The sequence below is a fragment of the Rickettsia endosymbiont of Culicoides newsteadi genome (assembly GCF_002259525.1).
In the GTDB taxonomy this organism is placed as follows: domain Bacteria; phylum Pseudomonadota; class Alphaproteobacteria; order Rickettsiales; family Rickettsiaceae; genus Tisiphia.
In genome coordinates, this window is the sequence record NZ_MWZE01000159.1 from 1 (window position 1) to 1,272 (window position 1,272).

Genomic DNA, 1,272 nt, shown 5'->3' on the forward strand with positions numbered 1-1,272 from the left:
AAAAAAACATTTATCACAGGCATTAACTCCTTGCAACTCCTATATCTCCTTTATTTTTTCTTATCCCTTATCCCGAATTGACGTGAGTGCATATAATTTATTTATTACAGAAGTAACACCTCTCAATGATGGAGAAGTAAGATTGGGATATCAATACCGCCCTAGCGAAGGCTTATATCCAAGCAAAAACTCCGTTATGCACTCAGAGAAACTTAGCGGCAATGAACCATTAACCCCGTTTTACTCCCACTATAAGGAATCTACTAATCTTTATCAAAGTAAACAATTTACAGAGGCTATGACAGAGATCGAGCTTGCTCTTCAGGAAGAGCCGAATAACCAATTTGCTATAGATATGAATAATTTATTAAGAAAATTAGTGGAAACCACTACTATTGAACCAACTTCTTCCACCTCTAACGAAGCTTCTAGCACAGCAACTTCTACTACGCCGGAAAAAATTACTGAAACCTCTCTTACCTCTTTAATTACAGAAGCTTCTACCCCACCGGAAGAAATTACCGAAGCATTTATTGCCTCTTTAATTACAGAAGCTATAGCAAAAAACACTACTCAGGTAGAATCTTCTACGCCAACAGCACCACAAGACCAAACTACCCCTTCCGCTGAAGATCAAGGATGGTTGTGGAACAAAGTAGTTGCACCTATAGCTGAAACAGCTGCAGTGGTAGTTACTACTGCAGTTATTGCATACGCTCTCCATAAACTAAAACAATGTTATAATAAAAATAAAACAAAAGAGACATTAGACGTAGAACTTAAAAATTGTGATGAGCTGAGTTTATTGAAGATAGTAGATCAAATCATCCCAATTAATGATAACGGTTATACAGATGGGATAAAAGATTTATTAGGTGCAACAGAAACTGAAGATTCATGTTCAGTAATAGCATAGGTATAAGTCGCTAATTACCTTAGTGTCCCCCCTGCTTACTTTAATGTCACCCTGCGTAAGCAGGGGTCTAGATTCCCGCCTACGCGGGAATGACAATGCTTCTAAGATGTCACCCCTGCGTAAGCAGGGGTCTAAAGCACAACTGTTGAAAGTTAGAAGGTAAAGCGGGTTTTAGATAGGTTTTCTGTCATTGCGAGACCACGCAAGTAGGTCGTGGCAATCCATCTTTGGTTACTTTTGTGGATTGCTTCGTCGACCTAAGGTCTTCCTCGCAATGACGGTTTCTCAATTATTGTTTTCTTAAACTAACGCTTATGCGTAAGCAGGGGTCTAGATTCCCGCCTACGCGGGAATGA

1 protein-coding gene is annotated in these 1,272 nt (G+C 39.5%); it reads left to right on the top strand.

The window, feature by feature from the left end:
• On the top strand, window positions 1–916 hold a 916-nt coding region (locus RiCNE_RS07655), incomplete at its 5' end, for a hypothetical protein (RefSeq protein WP_204839970.1).
• Window positions 917–1,272: the final 356 nt, after the last annotated feature.